Here is a 19,415-nt window from a genome sequence, read left to right as displayed (position 1 = left end):
ATGTCCTTATTTCACCGCGCCGAAGGTCAGGCCGCGGACAAGTTGTTTCTGGCTGAACCAGCCCATGATCAGGATCGGCGCGATGGCCATGATCGAGGCGGCAGAGAGTTTTGCGTAGAAAAGCCCCTCGGGCGAGGAATAGGAGGCGATGAACTGCGTCAGCGGCGCGGCTTTGGAAGCCGTGAGGTTGAGCGTCCAGAAGGCCTCGTTCCAGGCGAGGATGATGTTGAGCAGCACCGTCGAGGCCATGCCCGGGACCGCCATCGGCGTCAGCACGTAAAGCACCTCTTCCTTCAGCCCCGCGCCATCCATGCGCGCCGCCTCCAGGATCTCGCCGGGGATCTCCTTGAAATAGGTGAACAGCATCCAGACGATGATCGGCAGGTTGATCAGCGTCAGCACGACGACCAGACCGATGCGGCTGTCCAGCAGCCCCAGATCGCGGAAGATCAGGTAGATCGGCACCAGAACCCCCACCGGCGGCAGCATCTTGGTGGACAGCATCCACATCAGGATATCCTTGGTCCGACGGCCCGGCACAAAGGCCATCGCCCAGGCGGCGGGCACCGCGATGATCAGCGCCAGCAGGGTCGAACCGACCGAGATGATGACCGAATTCATGAAGAATAGCGGGTAGTTCGAGCGTTCGAGCACGGTATGGTAGCTTTCCAGCGTCCAGCCCGAGAAGAGCACCTTGAGCGGCGAGGCGATCGCATTCCCTTCCGTCTTGAACGACAGGATGAAGATCCACAGGATCGGGAAGAAGATCGCAATGCCCACAGCCCAGGCAAGCACGGTGGTCAGCGCCTTGCGGCGGGGAGTGACGATACGGGACATCTCAGGCCTCCAGATTCTTGCCGATCATCCGCATCAGGAAGATCGCAACGATATTGGCCAGAATGATCGCGATGACACCGCCCGCCGAGCCGCCGCCGACATCGAATTGCAGCAGCGACTGCACATAGATCATATAGGTCAGGTTGGTCGAGGCCACGCCCGGACCGCCATTGGTGGTCACCAGGATCTCGGCAAAGATCGACAGCAGGAAGATGGTCTGGATCAGGATCACCACGGTGATCGCCCGCGACAGGTGCGGCAGCATGATGTAGAAAAACCGCGCCAGTTTCGAGGCCCCGTCCATTTCGGCCGCTTCCAGCTGTTCCTGATCAAGCGATTGCAGGGCCGTCAGCAGGATCAGCGTCGCAAAGGGCAGCCATTGCCACGAGACGATCCCGATGATCGAGGCCAGCGGCGCCTGAGCCAGAAAATCATAGGCCGGAAGCCCGAAGAGATGCGCGATATGCGCAAACAGCCCGTTGACCGGATTGAGGAACATGTTCTTCCACACCAGCGCCGAGACGGTGGGCATCACGAAGAACGGCGCGATCACCAGAATGCGCACGATCCCCTGCCCGAAGAAGGGCTGGTCCAGCAGCAGCGCCAGAAGAATGCCCCCCACGATGGTGATCGCCAGAACCCCCACCACCAGTAACACGGTGTTAAGCAGCGCCGTGATAAAGGCAGGATCCGTGACAAAGAACTCGTAATTGAGGAAGCCTGTCCATTCTTCCATGCCGGGCATGAGAAGGTTGTATCGCAGGAAGGAGAAGTAGAGCGTCATCGCCAGAGGGACGATCATCCAGCCGAGAAGAAGAATAACGGCAGGAGAAATCATCAACCTCGCAGCGGCGCGGGAATGCTTCGTGGCCATCTTAGCGCATCCTTCCTACAAGGATGCGCCAGTGCCGCGCGGGATAGAAGCAAGATCTTATATCGCGCCGGTCGCGACACCCGAAATGCCGACGGCAAGGGGCGTAGGCTGTCATGGCGGCAGTCCTCCTCAGGCTTATCTGTCTGAAAGAGGGGCCGACGATTCCTGCATGCCGCGCCGACCGACAAGATGCCACGCATCTGTCGCTCCGGCCTTCCCCCCTCGCGAATTCCTCCATTCGCGGGACGTAGCATGACTATATTTGCATCTTTTAGCAACAAATATTTTTCTGCTAAAAAACGTTCCGTTTCAACTGTCTAGCAAAATGGCCGGGCGCTCTTCGGCATTTGTGAAGATCGCCTTATGCATCATACAGGCCGCCCCGAATGCAGATCCGGCCATCGCCTTGTCATTCAGATGAATCGCCGGAACCGGAAAGTCCTCGCCCTGCAGATCGCGAATATGGGCCAGCACGCGCGCCGCAATCAGTGGATAGAGCAAGGCCAGCGATCCCCCCAGCACCACCTGATTGGGATCGATCAACCGGCTGGCCTGCACGATCGCCCAAGCCAGACCGCGCGCCCAGTCCTCTGCGATCTCCACGGCGCGGGGCACCCTGTCGCGCACCTCCTGCTCCAATGTCGCAAGATCCGCCTCTGCCAGCCCCGAAACCTCTCGGAAGCGGCGCAGAACCGCAGCGCGCCCGATCGTTTGCTCCAGGTTCAACGCACTGTCAGGCATATGCAAATGGCCGATCTCGCCCGCCAGCCCATGCCCACCCCGCAGCAACTCTCCCTCGACCAGAAGGCCGCCGCCAATCCCCGCTTCGAGGAGCAGAAACAAGGTGACACCGCTGGCCGCATCGGGGGTAGAATAGGACGTGCCGATGGCAAATGCATTGGCGTCATTTTCGACGGCCACCGGAATTGTCTTTGGAAAACATTCCGGAAGGCTGGACAGCGCCAATTCCCGCAGGTCGACATTTTCCCATTTCAGCAGGGCCGCCGAGCGGACCTTGCGGCTGTCGCCTTCGGTGGTCAGCTGTGCCGGAACCGAGATCCCCACCCCCGCACAGCGCTCCATCAGAGCCGGATCGAAATCTTCAAGTAATTGCGCGATCGACTGGCGCACCGCATCTGCCGGACCAACCCTGTCCCCCTCGAACGGCTCTGTCCGGCAGTGGCGCAGCGCGCCGGTGAAATCGACCTGCACCGTTGTGATATGCTCGACACCAATCTCGACCCCCAGAACCCAAAGCGCCTCGGGGATCAGCTCCAGCAAGATCCCCGGACGCCCGGCCTGCGCGCGCGGCTCTGCCGTGGCGGTGGCGCGGACCTCGCGGACAAGCCCCCGCGCGATCATGTCACCAATGATCTTGCCCGAAGAGGACCGGTTCAGGCCCATGAGCCGTGCCAGATCCGCGCGACTCATCGAGCGGTGCTCGTGCAAGGCCTGCAAGGCCCCCAGAATATTGGTCTGACGGATTCGCTTCGGAGAGCTGGATATTTGTTGCATCATCAGTTCCCCTTTAAAGAGATATGCATAATTTGAGTTATGAATAGCATTCACTCACCGCTCATAGCGACAAAAGTCAAGAATTTCAGTCATATTTTTAAATCACACCAGACGTTATTTTTTATTTGCGTCAAAAAGCAACAAACAATAGCGTAAAGAGGCGAACAACGACCCGACAGTCTGATCCGGAGGAGCCTTGGGCCGCATATAGCCTGCTATATGCCAGCCCGAAGCGGATCACCTGTCACGATATATCAGGGAGGATATTACCAATGACCCTTCGCATGCCCCATCTCGGGCTTGTTACAACCGCGCTCGTCCTTCTGGGGGCCGGCATGGCCTCTGCCGAAGAAACGATCACCATTGCCACCGTCAATAACGCCGATGTCACGCGTATGCAGCGGCTGACCGGCGTCTTCAACAAAGAACACCCCGATATCCACATCAACTGGGTGGTCCTCGAGGAAAACCTCCTGCGCCAGCGCGTCACACAGGATATCGCCACCAATGGCGGCCAGTTCGATGTGGTGACCATCGGCAATTACGAGGTGCCGATCTGGGCCAAGCAGGGATGGCTGAAGCCGCTGGACGACCTTCCGGCAAGCTATGATGTCAATGACCTGATCCCGTCGGTTGCGGCCAGCGCCTCCTACGAGGACAAGCTCTACGGGCTGCCCTTCTATGCGGAATCCTCGATCACGATGTATCGCACCGATCTGGCGAAGAAAGCGGGCGTCACCATCCCCGAAAAGCCGACATGGGCCGAAATCACCGCGGCGGCAAAGGCGATGAACGATCCGTCGGCAGGGGTCTACGGCATCTGTCTGCGCGGCAAACCGGGCTGGGGGATCAACACGTCCTTCCTGACCTCCATGACCAATTCCTATGGCGGACGCTGGTTCGATATGGACTGGAAACCGCAATTCGACAGCCCCGAATGGAAAGAGGCTTTGGATAAATATCTGGAGCTGATGAAAAACTACGGCCCGCCCGGCGCCGTGGGCAATGAATTCAACGACAATCTCGCGCTGTTCGAAACCGGCAAATGCGCCATCTGGATCGATGCCAGCGTCGGTGCTTCGGTGATCACCGATCCGAAAGAGGCGAAATTCGCGAAGGATGTCGGTTTTGCGCGCTTCCCGCATAAAGACGGCGTGGACAATTACGGCAGCTGGCTCTGGGCGTGGACCCTGTCGGTTCCGGCAAGCTCCAAACACGCACAGGCCGCCGAAACCTTTATCAGCTGGGTCACGTCGAAGGACTACACCGATCTGGTAGCCCGCGAGGATGGCTGGGGCCATGCTCCGCCCGGCACCCGCCAGTCGCTTTATGCCAATCCCGAATACCGCAAATCCGCACCTTTCGCGGATGTGACGCTGGACTCGATCAAAGCGGTCGATGTCAAACATCCCTCGGTGCAGGACGTGCCCTATCTTGGCACGCAATGGGTCGGTATCCCCGAGTTCCAGGGCATCGGCACGGCGGTTGGTCAGGTCTTCTCTTCGGCGCTGTCCGGCCAGATCACGGCAGAACAGGCGCTGTCGCAGGCCCAGACCTTGACCGAACGCGAGATGAAACGCGCAGGCTACTAAACCCCTCTAGATCGAAGGCCCCCGCCAGCCGGTGCGGGGCCTTTGTTCCCACACAGCCCGTCACACGGGTTTTTGCGCCGAACGAGCCACCAGCCCCGCCAGCAGGATCTCCAGCCGGTCAAGGATCTCTTCGGCCTGCAGGTGGCGATCCACGGGGACAGTGGGGCGGCGTTTGGGCAACAGCACCCCGAACACCAGATCCAGCATCATCCCTGCCACCCGCTCGGGCTGCGCCTGCGCCACCCGTCCGGTCTGCATCTCGTCTTTCAGCCAGACCACAAGCGTTTCGCGAAACTGCAGGATCCGGCCGTCGTAAAGCAGCGCGTTCAGCGTGGGCAGCATCAAACTTTCGCGATGGATCAATGCCATAAGCGTATCTCTTTCGTCAGCATGGCGCGCGTCAAGATCCAGCCGGAACACCCGCCGCAGCAGGTCGCGCAATGGCAGGGTCTCTCCGTCAGGGCGGGGCAGACCAAGGATCAGATGGCGGCGGGACTCGATCGTGGCGGCAAAAAGCGCCTGTTTATCAGAGAATTGCTTGTAAAGATCGCGCTTCGACATGCCCGCCTGCCGCGCGATATCGGACATGGTGGCACGGGCAAACCCCTTATCGATAAACGCTGACATGGCCGCCGCAAGGATCTGCTCCTGTCGGGCCTCGTCCGAACGTTTCTTGGGACGCCCGCGCGAGGCTGTTTTGGCCTTCGCCCCATCCTCGCCGCCCATTGACATCGTTTCTATGTCCCTCATTTAAGGAACCGACCAGGTTCCGGTTTATTCAGGTGGTAGCCGGTCGGCCTGACACGGTTTGGAAAGGACCCAGCATGACGACACGTCGTAACTTTCTTATCGGCCTTGGTGCAAGCGGCCTTGTCACCAGCCTTTCGCTTCCGGCTCTGGCCGGCACTCCCGCCCCGCTTAAAGCCATTGCGATCACGAAAGTCTATGGTGACGGTCTGCGATTTGTCGCCATCGCGCTGGAATATCCGCAAAGCCTCAGCGCCGATATGATCAAGGCATCGGACTTCTCCGTCGAGGGGCGCAATATTACCGATGTGTTCCCCGCCACGGCCGCAGATCCGGACAGCCGCAGCCAGAGCGGCAAGTTCCTCATCATCGCGCTGTCCCCCGATGATGCGGCCGCCCGCCTGAAACAGGAAGACCAACCCCAAGCCATGCCTGTGGCGGCCTCCCAGACCGACGGGGCAGCCGCCGCGGGCAAGAAGCCGCACTGGTCGGCAGGCGACCCCAATGACAGCGGCGTCACATGGGCCACACCGCAGGCCACCATTGCCACGCCCGAAGGGGATGTCACGACCTCTGGCGTCGTCAATCTGGTTCTGGATGCGTTCGAACAACGGGTCTGGAACGACCCCGAGACAGGCGATAGCCTGCCCTATAACCTGTTCACCCCCAAAGACTATGACCCCGCCAAGACCTATCCTCTGGTCAATTTCATGCCCGATGCAGGGGCCACCAGCACCGATCCGCTGATGACGCTGAAACAGGGGTTGGGGGCCATCAGCTGGGCCTCGCCGGAAGATCAGGCGGCACGGCCTGCCTTTGTGCTGGCCCCGCAATATGCGGAAATCATCGCGGATGATGACAACCGGACGTCGTCCATGCTGGAGACCACGCTCAATCTGATCAAGGCTTTGGGCGAGGAATTCCCGATCGACCCTGCGCGGCGCTACACAACGGGGCAGTCCGGCGGTGGCATGCTGTCCATGGCGATGAATATCAAATATCCCGATTTCTTCGCGGCAAGTTTCCTTGTTGCCTGTCAGTGGGGGCCGGAGCTTGTTGCCCCTATGGCGCAGAACCGGCTGTTTATCGTGACCTCGCAAGATGACCCGGGCGCGTTCCCCGGCCAGAATGCCGACACAGAAGCCCTGGAAGCCGCAGGGGCGCATGTGGCCCGTGCCATCTGGGATGGCCGCTGGGATGACGACCAGTTCCAGTTCGCCTTCGATGCGCTGATCGCGCAGGGGGCACGGATCAATTATGTCAGCTTTGCCAAAGGCACCGTCATTCCCGCAACCGATAACGGGCAGGGCGCCGCCGGTCATCGCAACACATGGCGCCTGGCCTATTCCATCGCGCCGATCCGCGCATGGATCATGCGCACCGATATATGAGGCCGAACATGAAAGCTTTCGCGATTGATCCCCCCTCCCGCATGCTGGTGCGCGTGCTGGTGCCGGTCTTCGTCCCCGTGCTGGTCAGCCTGGCCACCCCTGCTCTGGCCGATATGCGCACGCCCTCGGATCCGACCATGCGCGCGGCCAAAACCGCAACGGATCAGGGAGATCTGGCGCAGGCGGTGACGCTGTATAAAGAGGCCGCAGATCAGGGACAGGCCAGTGCCGCAAGCGAGCTGGCCCGCCTGTATCTGGAGGGCGGGACCGGCCTGACCCCCGATTATGCAGCCGCCGCAGACTGGGCGGAACGCGCTGCACAGGGCGGGGATAGCCGTGGCTATCTCTATCTTGGCAAGATCTATATGGACGGGTTGGGCGTGCCCGTGGACACCGCCAAAGCCAAGGACTATTTCCACAAGGGCGAGGCAGCCGGTGACATGAAAGCTCCGCGTTATCTGGGGCTTATCGCCAAGGCTGAAGGCGATGACAAAACCGCCGCCACATGGTTTGCGGAAGCGGCCGAGGCAGGGGATATCACCAGCCAGTTCTATCTCGGGCAGGCCTATGAAACGGGCGCAGGTGTCCCGCAAGACTACACGCAGGCGCTTTACTGGTATCGGAAATCCGCCGCACGCGATGATCTGATCGGCTCCGATGGCATGGTCGGAGAAGCGGGGCTTTACGCACGCGGACTGGGTGTGGCGCAAGATCCGGCACGGGCCAAGGCGCTTTACACGAAGGCTGCGGCCTTCGGCAACCCCAAGGCGCAGGCCGCACTGGCGGCCCTGCCCGACGCCGCAAGCGCCCCCTGAAAAGGACGATCCTCCCGCAGGGCCGGCAATGCCCTGCGGGAGGAGACCCGCTCTTCCTGTCACCAACACTCAGCCCAGCGTCACCCCACGCGCGCCCAGACGTGCCACCGAACGCTCATAGACCGCCTGCAACCCTGCCTGATCCAGCGCCTGCCCTTGGAACAGGATCGCCTCGGCAATATCATAGGCATCCGCAAATCCGGCATAGCGCAGCGGCCCCAGCCCGATTGTGGCAATGGTGGCAATGTCACGGGTCTGCGTATCGCTTTTGAACACCGCCCCGCCCGAAGACCCACGGAAATAGCTCTTGCCCGTGGGAGACACGGTCATGGCGACAAAACTCCACCCTTCGGTCACAAGCGGCGATGCCGCCTCGGCAACGATGGCATCATTGGCCCCCGCAGTCTTGGCGTTGAAATACAGCGCCCCGCCATTCTCGAACATGCCCCAGCCGTGATTGCCCGTCCCGGGGCCGGACAGCGAGCCGCCCAGAATGCCCTGACCACTGGCCCCGCTTGTCGCCCGTAACGCCAGACAGAGCGTGAAGCTCTCCGCATCCAGAACCGGTGTCTCGACGCCGCCATTATCACCCTGCATGGTGGTGATGTGGCTTTGCGACACGGATGCGGGGGCTGTCAGAAGCGGGTTTGCGCCCGCGATATCGCTGTGGCCGGGATTGTCTGCGCCAAAAAGGTAATGCGCTGTGGCCGCCGTCTCCAGCAGCAGGCTCTGCTGTGCGACACCGATCGTGATCCCGCGCGCCGCCAGACGGGCGGTCGAGCGTGCCGCCAACGCCTCCAGTTCGGCCTCGGACAGCGCACGGTCATAGACCAGAAACTCCGCCACATCGACCGCATCGCTGATACCCGTATAATAGCGCGACCCGATCGCGATGGCTTTCCCCGTAGGCGTTGCCCGCGCGATGGCCTGCGTGGCAAATTGCGCAGCGGTCCCATCATGCAGATAGGCCGACATGCTGGCCGCATCAAGCACCATTGCCACAAAGTTCCAGCCGTTCTCGACAAAAGGCGTCGGCGTGGCCAGCGGCATGAGGGTATTGCCGCCCGCATCGTTCTTCTGGTTGAGATACAGCGCCGAGGCCGCCCCATTGTCAAACAGCCCCGCCCCGTTGAACCCCTCGCCCAAGCTGGTGTTGGACCCGAGAGTGCCGAAATAGACGGTAGAAGGATCGCTTGACGGGTTGCGGATCACAGCACACAGCGTCATCTGCGCCGTCTCGGTCAGCGGCGTTTTCAGCCCGCCCCCATCGCCCGTGCGGGTGCTGATATAGCCCTGCGCCCGCGCACCCGGTGTTTCGCTCAGCGCATTGGCGCCCCGCAAATCGGTATCGGCCACATTATCCTCCCCAAAGAGATAATGCGCCACAGCATCGGCCTCGGCTTCGGCAACCAGCGTGATCTGATGGCTCTGCGCGCGGGTCAGGGCCTGCGCATAGCGGGCACCCAGCACACGGCTCGAGGCCGCGTCCAGATGGATGCCATCCGTCTTCAGCATGAGATCCGAGGCGTCGACATAGGCGCTATAGGACCGCCGGTTGGGCAGATCCGCATGGATCGCGGCAATCTGCGACAGATAGGGCCAGCCGCTGCCCACCGCCGAGGAGAACCCGCCCACGATGACCGGCGTGCTGGCCTCCATCACGGTGATCTCGCTTTGCAACCCCGCCAGCATGGCATCAAAGCGGGCCTCATAGGCGGTGGCCGCCGCCGCAGCCTGCGCATCGCTTTCGCCCTGATGCCACAAAACCCCCGCCAGCACGCATTCGGGATGTGCCGCAAAAAGCGCATTGGTATCGGCCACCGTCGCCGCATAAAGATCATCGCCGGGATTCCAGCGATTATCGACAAAGCCGGTATTGCCCACCGCCCGCGGCACCAGCACAAGCGGCTCGCGCGGGTTTGCCGCCATATAGGCGCGGGCAAAGGTCACCGCAGGGCCGAAAACCTCGCCATTCGACAACCACGGGTCATCGAAATCCAGCTCGGACGTCTCCTCGACCAGAGCCAGTTCCCCCGCCCTTGTCCATTGGCGCACCCCCGCAGGGAACCGCCCGAGCCCGTCATAGAGATTGCGCCCGACCATATTGGATTGCCCCAACAGCAGGAACACAGGCACCTGCTGCGCCGAGAGAACACGCGGCGGTCCCAACGCGACGACCCGCACTTCCTGATGGGCCGCGACCGGAAGGGTCAAGGGCAGGGTGGTTTCCTCGGTCCAGCTGCCGCCCCCATCGACCGACCAGCGGAACCCCAGCCCCGCCCCGCCGACCGTCACCGTGCCATCCCCGTTGCGGCGCAACGACACGCCCGCGCCGCCCGACATAAATCCAGATCCGATCCCGATCATCAGTACAGCCCCACCATCTCGGTGGCAGTGGTGCCGCTGGCCCAGACGCGGCGGATACGCAACCCGTGAATGCCCCCCGCCGCAATATTGGAGAATGTCACGGTCTGACCACCGGCCAGCGTCACCCGTAGATCCCCGCCCTGCCCCAGATAGATACCGCGTGTGACCTGCGCCAGATCCGCGTCGTCATCGGGCGCGATCGCAAATCCGTTCAGCGCCGGTCCGGTCAGGCTTGTAATTCCGTGATAGTCGTCCGCCATGAAAGCCTCCTGCGTGGAAATCCGGTTCAGGATCAGAGGGGCGGCTGAACAAAGCGTAAGACCACCGCACGTTGCGCCGCGGAGCCGCAAATCATCCGCTCAACTAGAGACATGGGCGCATCCTGCGCGACAGGGCACAATGCCCGCGAAGACGTTGGAAAAAGTCTTTCATCATGAAAAATCGGCAGCTATCGGGCCGAACCGCGTGCCTTGCAGGAAGCCGATGCCCACAGATGACCTGAGGAAATATCGTCGTAGCAGGATGGTCAAGGCAGGCGCAGCGGACCGCCCATGCACGGGATGACCCCGAATCTTCCGAAGGACGACATGATTTCCTTGCCCGAAGGTGAAGCCGAACATGCGACCTTGGTATTATTGTCGCGCCAGTGCCGATATGCAGAAATCATCAGACGGGAGCCTTATGGGAGGAGACATCATGGCTTGGAAGAAACCTGTCCTGCGCGAGATCGATTGCGGCATGGAAATCAACATGTACGGCCCGGATTCCGGGGATGAAGGCGGCGTTCTGTTCTAAATCCGCCTGAACGCTGGGGCCTGCACCATGTCGATCAAGCTACGCATCCTCGGTGCGGCAGCCGGTGGCGGCTTGCCCCAATGGAACTGCGGTTGTGATAATTGCAATGCGGCACGTGAAGGCCGCATTGCGCCACAGACGCAAAGCTCGGTCGCGGTCAGCGGGAACGGGCGGGATTGGGCGGTGCTGAATGCCTCTCCCGACATCCGTACGCAGCTGGCGGCCACACCCGAACTGCATCCGACAGGGCTGCGGGAGCTGCCATTGCGCTCGGTTCTGGTGACCAATGGCGATATCGATCATGTGGCGGGCCTGCTGGTCTTGCGCGAAAGCCAGCCTTTCACGCTTTTCGCCACAGCCGATATTCACGGAACGCTGGCCGCCAATCCGGTCTTTGATGCTTTGCGCGCCGATTGTGTGACGCGGACCGCCGTGCGGCTTGACCAGCCTTTCGACCTGGCCCCAGACCTAAGCGCCACACTCTTCGCCGTGCCGGGGAAAGTGCCGCTTTATCTGGAAGGCGCAGAGGTCGAGACCGGCCTTCTGGGCGAACAGACCGTCGGGGTCGAGCTGCGTGCGGGCGGCAGGCGCGCCTATTACATTCCCGGTTGCGCCCATGTGCCCGACTGGCTGGCCACAAAGCTGGCAGGGGCGGATCTGGTGATGTTCGACGGCACCTTATGGACCGATAACGAGATGATCGCGGCGGGGCTCAGCCAGAAAACCGGCCAGCGCATGGGGCATATCTCCATCTCGGGGCCACAGGGCAGCATGGCGCAGCTTGCCCGCCTGAATATCGCGAAAAAGATTTTCGTCCATATGAATAACAGCAATCCCGTGCTGGACCCCGCCTCGCCCCAGACCGCCATCGCTCAGGCGCAGGGCTGGATCATCGGACGGGACGGGATGGAGGTGTCCTTATGACCCAGACACGCGAAGAGTTCGAAGCCCGCCTGCGCCAGATCGGGGCCGAACGCTATCATGACAAACATCCCTTTCACGACCTGCTGCATGGGGGCCGCTGCACCCCCGATCAGGTGCGGGCATGGGTGATCAACCGCTATTACTACCAGCACACGATCCCGATGAAGGATGCCGCGTTCATGAGCCGTGTCGAAGATCCTGCCCTGCGCCGCGCTTGGCGCTCGCGCATCGAAGATCATGACGGGCATGGCGAAAACGAGGGAGGGATTGAACGCTGGCTGCGTCTGGCCGATGCCGTCGGCCTCGACCGCGCCTATGTCGCCGCGCGGGAAGGGGTGCTTCCGGCGACCCGCTTCGCCTGCGACGCCTATCTGCGCTTTGTGCGGGACAAGACCCTGCTGGAGGCGGTGGCCTCTTCACTCACCGAACTTTTTGCCCCGAAAATTCATGCCAACAGGATCGAAGGGCTTCTGCAACATTATGATTTTGCGGATGAGCGCGCCCTGTCCTATTTCAAGCGCCGCCTGTCCGAGGCCCCGAAAGACGTGGCCTTCGGGCTGCAATGGGTGCTGGACCATGCCGACACGCAGGAAAAACAGGATGCGGCGGCGGCGGCGCTGGAGTTCAAGACGGATGTGCTCTGGGCGCAGCTGGACGCGCTTTATTCGGCCTATGTCACGCCTGCGCGCATCCCCCCCGGCGGCTGGCAGCCCGGCACATATCTGCGGGCGGTGGCGGCATGATCGCGGCGACGGCCGTGCCGGTGATCCCGCGCGGTGTGCGCCTGCACCGTGACCGCGTGCGCGACCGCTGGGTCCTGCTGGCACCGGAAAAAACCATTGCCTTGGACGAGATCGGCCATGCCATCCTGACCGAGATCGACAACCACACAGATTTCGCAACCCTTGTCGGGCGGCTGGCCACGAAATACGATGCGCCAGAAGACGAAATCGCACCGGATGTGGCGGGGTTCATCTCCACGCTTGCCGCGCGCCGTATTCTGGAGGTTGCATGAGCCAGATCCCGCCCCCGATGGCCATGCTGGCCGAACTGACCCATCGGTGCCCGCTTTCCTGCCCCTATTGTTCCAACCCGCTGGAACTGACCGCGAAAGACCGCGAGCTTGCGACAGAGGACTGGCTGCGTGTCTTCCACGAGGCCGCAGATCTGGGCGTCTTGCAACTGCATCTCTCCGGTGGAGAACCCGCCGCGCGGCGGGATCTGGCCGATCTGGTTGCAGGGGCGCGGGCAGCGGGGCTTTATACCAACCTCATCACCTCGGGGATCGGCCTGACCGAAGCGCGGCTGACCGCGCTCGCAGAGGCCGGGCTGGACCATGTGCAGCTCTCGTTGCAGGGAATGGATGCCGCCACGGCCGACAGGATCGGTGGTTATCGCGGCGGGTTCGACCGCAAGATGCAGACGGCAGAATGGATCGGTGCGCTTGGCCTGCCGCTCACGCTGAACTGCGTCTTGCATCGTCAGAACCTGCACCAGCTGCCCCGTGCCCTGGAGATGGCCGTCGAACTGGGCGCGCGCCGGATCGAGGTGGCCATCGTGCAGTTCTATGGCTGGGCCATGCGCAACCGTGCCCCTCTCATGCCCACCCGCGAACAGGCCCGCGAGGCAGAGCGCCTTGTCCGCGAGGCGCGCATCAGGCTGAAAGGCACGCTGGTTGTGGATTTCGTACCCGCCGATTACCACGGTGACTTCCCGAAACGCTGCATGAATGGCTGGGGCTCTGTCGGGCTGAACATCACGCCGGAGGGCACCGTTCTGCCATGTCATGCGGCCCAGACCCTGACCCATCTGACCTTCCAGTCGGTCAGGGACCATGGGCTGCGGGAGATCTGGTATGACAGCCCCGCCTTCAACGCCTATCGCGGCACCGAATGGATGCAGGAGCCCTGCCGGTCCTGTGAACACAAGCTCAAGGATCTCGGTGGCTGCCGGTGTCAGGCGCTGGCCATCGCCGGAGATGCGGCCGCCGCAGACCCTGTCTGCCAGAAATCTCCGGCCCATGCACAGATGCAGGCCCTCGCGGAACAGTATTCCACACAGGCTCCCTCACCGGCTTCCTCACGGGCCGCAGGCATGGCAGACCACACCGATCTGGTCTTTCGCGAAAACGCGGCCAGCTTCACGGCATCCTGACGCGCCCCGAGGCGATCGGTCTGCGCGCACGCGGCCCCGAACGCCTTCGGGAAACGCAAAAAGGCACGACATGCAGAAGGCCTGCCGTGCCTTGGATGCGCCGCAGCGCGTCAGAGCCTCAGCTCATCCACTGGCCACCATCGACATTATAGGTTTGCGAGACGATGTAATTCGCCTCTTCGGAGGCCAGAAACACCGCCATTCCCGACAGATCCGACGGTTCGGCATAGCGGCCTGCGGGCACACCGGCCTCGACCTCGGCCTTTTTCTGGCCAAGCGGCTTGCCCTCCAGCTTGGCAAACATCGCATCCACATGCGCCCAATGTTCGCCATTCACCACACCGGGGGCGATGGCGTTGACATTGATCCCGTGCTTGATGAGGTTCAGCCCTGCCGATTGCGTCATCGAGATCACCGCCGCCTTGGTCGAACAATAGACCAGCACCAGCGGCTCGCCACGGCGTCCCGCCTGCGAGGCCATGTTGATGATCTTGCCACCATGCCCCTGCGCGATCATCTGCTTTGCCGCCGCCTGCATGGTGAACAGCGTCCCCGCGACATTGACGGCATAAAGCTTGTCATAGCTTGCGCGGGTAATATCAACCGTTTCCGCCGCATCGAACAGCGCGGCATTGTTGATCAGGATATCCAGCTTGCCCGCCGTCGCCACGACAGCGGCAATCGCGGCGTCAATACTGTCCTGCGAGGTCACATCCAGCTCGACCGCATAGGCCTGCGGCCCCAGCTCGGCGGCGGTCGCTTCGGCGGCGGCCAGATTGATATCGGCAATCGCCACCCTTGCGCCTTCGCGGATATAGGCTTCGGCAAAGCCCCGCCCGATGCCGCGCGCCGAGCCGGTGATCAGGGCGGATTTGCCCTCGAGTCGTTTCATAGATGATCCTCCAAACGGGCCCAAACCGCCCCTTGGCGGCCAGTTTTATGCGACCGCCAGAAAATGGCAACATGGCGCGGGCCCCTGCCGTGAAGGCAGCTAGAGCGAGGAGAGAACCCGCGGCCTCGGCACCTGCCCCGTCAGGCGGTGATAGAGATGGGTAAAGGTCGCCGCCCCGAGCACCGGCACCACCAGATTGACCACCGGAATGGTCAACACCACGGCCATCAGCGCGCCGGTCATCCAGACCGTCCAGCGATGCTTGAGATACAGCGCCTGCACCTGTTCCTTGCGCAGACGGCGCGCCGCCGCCATCTGGAAATATTCCCGCCCGAGCAGATAGCCGTTCAGCCCGAAAAACAGCAGCGGTGCAAAGGGCAGAATGAAGAAATAGACCGTGAAAGCGACAAGGTTCGCCACGATCACCACGCCCAGAAAGCGCAAACTATCGGCGATGGTCTCGGCCAGCGTGAATTTGCGGATCTGCGGCAGGTCGGGGTAATGGGCCTCTTCGACCAGCGCCGCCACATCCTCCAGAAAGAGGCCGGTAAACGCCGAGGCAACGGGGATCATCAGGAAGATCGACAGCACCAGCATCAGCCCGATGGTGGCCAGCGACGCGACATCATTGACGAAGCCGATCTGGTAATGGGTGAAAGGCAAGGTGAAATGGTCGGGGGTGATCGCCCCCACAACCCATGTGAACAGCACCGTGACAAGCACCAGCAGCCCGACCGAAAGCCCGACGCCCAGCCCTAGCACTTTCAAGGCGCCGGGCCGGAACACATCTTCCACAGCATGGCGGATCGACGAAAAGATCATGGGCTGGCCCTTACTCGGTCACATAGCTGGTGATGCGCGCCAGATCGGGGCGCGGGCGGTCAACGGGCGTAACGCCCTCGGTGCCGATATGGACAAAGCCCGCCACCCATTCCCCGTCTGCCAGCCCCAGCACATCGCGCCCGAAAGCCGCATTATGCGCAGCCCAGCCCGACAGCCAGCTTGCCCCCCACCCCGACGCCAGCGCGGCGCAGAGCAGCCCGTAACAGACAGCCCCTGCCGACAGGGTCTGTTCGATCTGCGGAATCTTGGCACTGTCAACGGGGGCGCTGATCACGGCCACGCAAAGATGGCTGTCCCCGAACTGCTTGGCCGCCTTTTCGACGTCAACGGGGGCAAGACCTTCGGCCTGTGCAGCCGCCGTCGCGGCCTTGGCCAGACGTTCAAGCGCCGCACGACGCAATACGATAAAGCGCCAAGGCTCCAGCTTGCCATGATCGGGCGAACGCGCCGCGATCTCCAGCATCGGCTGCAATGCCGCGTCATCGGGCACCGGCGCCACAAGCGTCTTGGCCGGACGCGAGCGGCGGGTTTTCAGAAACTCCAGCACTTGCGGATGCATGATTGCCGGATTGATTGCTGCCTCTTGCACGCTCATTGTCGGGCCTCCTGTCCATCATCCGCCCAGATATCGGGGGCTTTGTCCCCGAATTCAACCGCTTCATTTATCGGCGCCACAACAACACGCCCCGCCAGCAAGGCCCCTGCGAAGGGCGAAAACGCATAGCAGCGGTTGCGCTGCTTCACGGCTTCGTGCTCTATGGTGAACAGCACGTCTGGCAATGAAGGTTGAACCTTGTGAAAAACCACCCGTCCGCATGGCGCAGCGCGATCACGGCTGCCCTTCTTTGTGGGGCCTGTCTGCCGGCGCGGGCACAGGACAGTCGCGACCTGCATTTCACCCAGCCTCCGGCCGCATCGCTGAACATGTACGGGGTGCCCGGCGGAATCGACATGCCATCCGCCGAGATGCTGCCCGACGGCCAGACCGCATTCAGCTATTCCTATACCAGTGGCATCTCGCGCTATAACCTGACCTTTCAAGCCTTCTCGTGGCTCTCGGCCACCTTCCGCTATAGCGGGATCAAGGATCTCGATCTTTACGGGTTCGACACCTATTACGACCGCAGCTTCGATCTGCGCCTGCGCCTGCTGAAAGAGGGGCATTACACGCCCCAGATCACGCTGGGGCTACAGGATTTCGCCGGAACCGGCCTGAATGCCTCGGAATATATCGTCGCGGGGAAAAGCTTTGCCACGCCCGGCTTCGGCCCGAATAACGAAGGCCGCCTGCATGTCAGCGCGGGGCTTGGCTGGGGGCGGCTCGGGTCTTTCGGGGCGATCACCTCGACCGGCGACCGTCCGTCCTATGACAGCAACAGCCGCGGCGGCAAACTGTCGACCGATCAGTGGTTCCGTGGCGATGTCGCCCCTTTTGCGGGGCTGGAATGGGACAGCGGCGCGAATTGGAGCGTGAAGGCCGAATATTCCTCGGACCGCTATGAAACCGAAACAGAGGCCTCGGATGTGTTCGAGCGCAAGAGCGCCTTCAATTTCGGGGCCGAGTATCAGGTCTCGGACCAGCTACGCGTCGGGGCCTATTATCTTTACGGCTCGATCGTGGGGGTGAATGCGCAACTCCAGCTCAATCCGCGCCATGCCATCACCCCGATTGCCGTGGCCGCCCCCGATCCGGTGCCGCCGCGCCGCCAATGGGCCGATGCCAGCGATTGGGATCCCTCCTGGGTCCAGAGCGAGGCGGTGCATGACGAAATCTACACCGATCTGAAAGCGGCGCTTGCCAAAGACGGCCTGATCCTTGAATCGGTGACGCTGCATCTGCGCAGCGCCGAGCTGCGCTACCGCAATACCCGCCATCAGGCCGAAACGCTGGCTGTGGGGCGGGTTGCACGGGCACTGGCGCGCTATCTGCCTGCGACGGTTGAGGAATTCCACATCGTTCCGATGGTGGACGGGATGGCGGGCTCGGCGTTCAACATTGACCGCAGTACGCTGGAGAACACCGAATATCTTCCCGACGCAACCGACGCGCTTTGGGCCAAGGCCCGCATCACGGATGCCCCTGCCCTTGCCGCACAGGCACGCCGGAACGAGGATCTCTACCCGAAATTCTCGTGGTCGCTGACCCCCTATACCAAGCCCGGCTATTTCGACCCTTCCAAACCGTTCCGGCTGGATGTCGGGGCGCAGCTCGGCGCCAGCTGGCAATTCGCACAGGGCTGGACGCTGGCGGGCACGCTGCGCCAGCGCGCTTGGGGCAATATCAAGGACGGGCGCGGCTCGGATTCGGTGCTGCCGCATGTGCGCACCGACCAGACCGAATATGCGAAATATGACAGCACGGTGCAGAACCTCTATCTGCAGCATAACTGGAAACTGGCCCCCGATCTTTACGCCCGTGCCAGCGCGGGCCTGTTTGAACAGATGTATGGCGGGGTCTCGGGCGAAGTGCTGTGGAAACAGGCCGACAATCCCCTCGGGCTGGGGGTCGAGCTGAACTATGCCAAGCAACGCGACTATGACCAGCTTCTGGGCTTCCGCGATTATGACGTGGTGACCGGCCATGTCTCGGCCTATTACCGCTTTGACGACTATCTGCTGGAGGTCGATGCCGGGCGCTATCTGGCCGGCGATTATGGCGCGACCCTGTCGATTGACCGCATCTTCGACAATGGCTGGTCCGTGGGTGGTTTTGTGACCGTGACCGATGTCTCGTCCGACGACTTCGGCGAGGGGTCTTTTGACAAGGGTATCCGCTTCAGCATTCCGATCGACTGGCTGACGGGGGATGCCAATCGCAGCAACTATGGCCTGACCATCCGTCCGGTCCAGCGCGATGGCGGTCAGCGGCTCGATGTGCCCGGACGGCTTTACAACTCTGTTCGTGGCAAGGATGCAACGAGCTTGACACAACAGAAGGCAGGGTTCTGGCAATGAAGTTCTCCGCTCTCCTACCGGTCGTGTTGCTGGCCGCCCTTGCCGCCTGCTCGGGCGGGGTCGAGGTCCCCAAAGGCGAAGAGGTGATCGGCAAGAGCCTGATGACCGCCCTGAAACAGTCGCGCCAGCCTGCCCCGCCGCAGCTTTCGCGCGCCCAGCTTGCACAGGTCGGCCTGCCGGTCATGGAGGTCACCCCCGACCGGACCGGCCTGACAGGCTATGTCACCCCCGCTACGCGGCAGAGTGATTCGCTGCCCGGAACCGTGGTGACATGGCAAAGCTCCGACAAAGCGACCTTTACTTTTCGGAATGGTGTGTTGATTGCGTCACGCGGGCTGGGCTTCGATCTGCTCTCGGCCTCCGCGCCGATCGGCGCACAGGGCCGGATGGGTCCGGCACATGGCGGCGAACGCCACTACGTCATCCGCGCCGACGACTATTCCGAAATCCGCCTGACGCTACAATGCACCTTGACGGCACAACCAGACGAGACGGTTGAAATTCTTGGTGAAAATCACGCCACGCGTCACCTTGAGGAACGCTGCACATCGCCCGAGGGTGGGCGGATCGTCAATGATTACTGGCTGGGCAAGGCGGATGGGGCGCTCTGGCAGTCCCGCCAATGGGGCGGGCCGCGGCTTGGCTATGTCCGCTTCCGGCAGATTATCCGCTGAAAGACCGGGCAATAGGACACAGGCATTTTCTGCATGAGCG

The 19,415-nt window shown here is 62.1% G+C and carries 20 protein-coding genes; 10 read left to right on the top strand and 10 right to left on the bottom strand.

The window, feature by feature from the left end; translation table 11 throughout:
- Nucleotides 1-6: 6 nt before the first annotated feature.
- The 3 genes from RPE78_RS16810 to RPE78_RS16800 form a co-directional block, all read right to left on the bottom strand.
- A complete protein-coding gene (locus tag RPE78_RS16810; RefSeq protein WP_330629631.1) occupies nucleotides 7-837 on the bottom strand; it encodes a carbohydrate ABC transporter permease in 831 nt (276 codons plus the stop codon).
- Between the two features lies 1 nt (nucleotide 838).
- On the bottom strand, nucleotides 839-1,711 hold the full coding sequence (locus RPE78_RS16805) for a sugar ABC transporter permease (protein WP_330629630.1): 873 nt from the start codon (nucleotides 1,709-1,711) through the stop codon (nucleotides 839-841).
- A 309-nt stretch (nucleotides 1,712-2,020) separates the two neighbouring features.
- Nucleotides 2,021-3,229, bottom strand: coding sequence for an ROK family transcriptional regulator (locus RPE78_RS16800; protein WP_330629629.1), 1,209 nt, complete (start codon nucleotides 3,227-3,229; stop codon nucleotides 2,021-2,023).
- Between the two features lie 269 nt (nucleotides 3,230-3,498).
- Here RPE78_RS16800 and RPE78_RS16795 point away from each other — a divergent pair, with 269 nt between their 5' ends.
- Nucleotides 3,499-4,818 carry a sugar ABC transporter substrate-binding protein gene (locus RPE78_RS16795; protein ID WP_330629627.1) on the top strand — a complete coding sequence of 440 codons (1,320 nt, stop codon included), beginning with the start codon at nucleotides 3,499-3,501 and terminating at the stop codon, nucleotides 4,816-4,818.
- A gap of 60 nt (nucleotides 4,819-4,878) precedes the next feature.
- Here RPE78_RS16795 and RPE78_RS16790 read toward each other — a convergent pair whose 3' ends face one another.
- The gene (locus tag RPE78_RS16790) at nucleotides 4,879-5,568 is read right to left on the bottom strand and encodes a helix-turn-helix domain-containing protein (protein WP_330629626.1); all 690 of its coding nucleotides are present in this window, start codon (nucleotides 5,566-5,568) and stop codon (nucleotides 4,879-4,881) included.
- Nucleotides 5,569-5,642: 74 nt separating this feature from the next.
- On the opposite strand from RPE78_RS16790, the gene RPE78_RS16785 reads away from it, so the two are divergent.
- Nucleotides 5,643-6,956: a hypothetical protein gene (locus tag RPE78_RS16785; RefSeq protein ID WP_330629625.1), complete on the top strand. Its 1,314-nt coding sequence runs from the start codon at nucleotides 5,643-5,645 to the stop codon at nucleotides 6,954-6,956.
- A gap of 8 nt (nucleotides 6,957-6,964) precedes the next feature.
- Complete coding sequence (locus RPE78_RS16780) at nucleotides 6,965-7,771, top strand: tetratricopeptide repeat protein (protein ID WP_330629624.1); 807 nt, start codon at nucleotides 6,965-6,967, stop codon at nucleotides 7,769-7,771.
- A gap of 69 nt (nucleotides 7,772-7,840) precedes the next feature.
- Here RPE78_RS16780 and RPE78_RS16775 read toward each other — a convergent pair whose 3' ends face one another.
- Both RPE78_RS16775 and RPE78_RS16770 read right to left on the bottom strand, forming a co-directional pair.
- Nucleotides 7,841-10,138, bottom strand: a complete 2,298-nt coding sequence (locus tag RPE78_RS16775) for a sialate O-acetylesterase (RefSeq protein ID WP_406721728.1) — start codon at nucleotides 10,136-10,138, stop codon at nucleotides 7,841-7,843.
- A complete protein-coding gene (locus RPE78_RS16770; protein ID WP_330629621.1) occupies nucleotides 10,138-10,398 on the bottom strand; it encodes a hypothetical protein in 261 nt (86 codons plus the stop codon). The genes RPE78_RS16775 and RPE78_RS16770 overlap by 1 nt, the downstream gene beginning before the upstream one ends.
- Nucleotides 10,399-10,834: 436 nt before the next feature.
- Between RPE78_RS16770 and pqqA the strand changes: the two genes are divergently transcribed.
- The 5 genes from pqqA to pqqE are packed head-to-tail and all read left to right on the top strand — an operon-like array spanning nucleotide 10,835 to nucleotide 14,011.
- Nucleotides 10,835-10,933 carry a pyrroloquinoline quinone precursor peptide PqqA gene (gene pqqA / locus RPE78_RS16765; protein WP_330629620.1) on the top strand — a complete coding sequence of 33 codons (99 nt, stop codon included), beginning with the start codon at nucleotides 10,835-10,837 and terminating at the stop codon, nucleotides 10,931-10,933.
- 27 nt (nucleotides 10,934-10,960) lie between these two features.
- The gene (pqqB, locus tag RPE78_RS16760) at nucleotides 10,961-11,857 is read left to right on the top strand and encodes a pyrroloquinoline quinone biosynthesis protein PqqB (protein WP_330629619.1); all 897 of its coding nucleotides are present in this window, start codon (nucleotides 10,961-10,963) and stop codon (nucleotides 11,855-11,857) included.
- Nucleotides 11,854-12,600 (top strand): pyrroloquinoline-quinone synthase PqqC, encoded by a 747-nt coding sequence (pqqC, locus tag RPE78_RS16755; protein WP_330629618.1) that lies wholly within the window; start codon nucleotides 11,854-11,856, stop codon nucleotides 12,598-12,600. Before pqqB ends, pqqC begins: the two co-directional genes overlap by 4 nt.
- Complete coding sequence (pqqD, locus tag RPE78_RS16750) at nucleotides 12,597-12,872, top strand: pyrroloquinoline quinone biosynthesis peptide chaperone PqqD (RefSeq protein WP_330629617.1); 276 nt, start codon at nucleotides 12,597-12,599, stop codon at nucleotides 12,870-12,872. Before pqqC ends, pqqD begins: the two co-directional genes overlap by 4 nt.
- On the top strand, nucleotides 12,869-14,011 hold the full coding sequence (gene pqqE, locus RPE78_RS16745) for a pyrroloquinoline quinone biosynthesis protein PqqE (RefSeq protein ID WP_330629616.1): 1,143 nt from the start codon (nucleotides 12,869-12,871) through the stop codon (nucleotides 14,009-14,011). Before pqqD ends, pqqE begins: the two co-directional genes overlap by 4 nt.
- Before the next feature lie 118 nt (nucleotides 14,012-14,129).
- On the opposite strand, the gene RPE78_RS16740 is transcribed toward pqqE, so the two are convergent.
- The 4 genes from RPE78_RS16740 to RPE78_RS16725 form a co-directional block, all read right to left on the bottom strand.
- Nucleotides 14,130-14,903, bottom strand: coding sequence for an L-iditol 2-dehydrogenase (locus RPE78_RS16740; protein ID WP_330629615.1), 774 nt, complete (start codon nucleotides 14,901-14,903; stop codon nucleotides 14,130-14,132).
- Nucleotides 14,904-15,002: 99 nt separating this feature from the next.
- On the bottom strand, nucleotides 15,003-15,725 hold the full coding sequence (locus tag RPE78_RS16735; RefSeq protein WP_330629614.1) for an EI24 domain-containing protein: 723 nt from the start codon (nucleotides 15,723-15,725) through the stop codon (nucleotides 15,003-15,005).
- Between the two features lie 10 nt (nucleotides 15,726-15,735).
- Complete coding sequence (locus RPE78_RS16730; protein ID WP_330629613.1) at nucleotides 15,736-16,341, bottom strand: nitroreductase; 606 nt, start codon at nucleotides 16,339-16,341, stop codon at nucleotides 15,736-15,738.
- Nucleotides 16,338-16,526 carry a hypothetical protein gene (locus RPE78_RS16725; protein ID WP_406721727.1) on the bottom strand — a complete coding sequence of 63 codons (189 nt, stop codon included), beginning with the start codon at nucleotides 16,524-16,526 and terminating at the stop codon, nucleotides 16,338-16,340. Before RPE78_RS16725 ends, RPE78_RS16730 begins: the two co-directional genes overlap by 4 nt.
- A gap of 15 nt (nucleotides 16,527-16,541) precedes the next feature.
- On the opposite strand from RPE78_RS16725, the gene RPE78_RS16720 reads away from it, so the two are divergent.
- On the top strand, nucleotides 16,542-18,701 hold the full coding sequence (locus RPE78_RS16720; protein WP_330629611.1) for a YjbH domain-containing protein: 2,160 nt from the start codon (nucleotides 16,542-16,544) through the stop codon (nucleotides 18,699-18,701).
- Complete coding sequence (locus tag RPE78_RS16715) at nucleotides 18,698-19,375, top strand: YjbF family lipoprotein (protein WP_330629610.1); 678 nt, start codon at nucleotides 18,698-18,700, stop codon at nucleotides 19,373-19,375. Before RPE78_RS16720 ends, RPE78_RS16715 begins: the two co-directional genes overlap by 4 nt.
- The last annotated feature ends 40 nt before the right edge of the window (nucleotides 19,376-19,415 follow it).

It is taken from the genome of Thioclava litoralis (genome assembly GCF_045278885.1).
Lineage (GTDB): Bacteria > Pseudomonadota > Alphaproteobacteria > Rhodobacterales > Rhodobacteraceae > Thioclava > Thioclava litoralis.
This window is presented reverse-complemented; position numbering and strand designations above follow the sequence as displayed.